This is a genomic window from Pseudomonas sp. (genome assembly GCF_032058845.1).
Taxonomy (GTDB): domain Bacteria; phylum Pseudomonadota; class Gammaproteobacteria; order Pseudomonadales; family Pseudomonadaceae; genus Aquipseudomonas.
Genome location: NZ_DAMCCR010000005.1, coordinates 1 through 359 on the forward strand (window position 1 = coordinate 1; position 359 = coordinate 359).

Annotated in this window: 1 protein-coding gene; it reads left to right on the plus strand. The window is 71.3% G+C overall.

What is annotated here, in order from left to right; genetic code table 11:
• Positions 1-359 (plus strand): FecR family protein (locus tag RT028_RS01805; RefSeq protein ID WP_409567129.1); only part of this gene is annotated, 359 nt, incomplete at both ends.

The window sequence follows — 359 nt, forward strand, 5'->3', positions numbered from 1 at the left end:
GGGCACGCGGTTCTCCGTGCGTACCGAGGGTGACCACACGCGCGTGGCAGTGTTCGAGCATCAGGTGCGGGTCAGCCCTGACGGTGCCGCGCCCAGCCTGCTCGACGCTGGCAGCCAGTGCCGCCTGCAGCCCGGGCGCAGCGCCGTGATCGAGGCACTGCCCGCGGGCCAGGATGCCTGGACCCACGGCGTGCTGCTGGCCAACGACCAACGTCTGGACGATTTTCTGGCCGAACTGTCGCGCTACCGCGCCGGCTGGCTGCGCTGCGATCCGGCGGTGGCTGGCCTGCGCATCAGTGGCACGTTCGCCATCAATGACACCGAGCAAGCCCTGCGCGCGGTGGCCTCGGCGTTGCCGG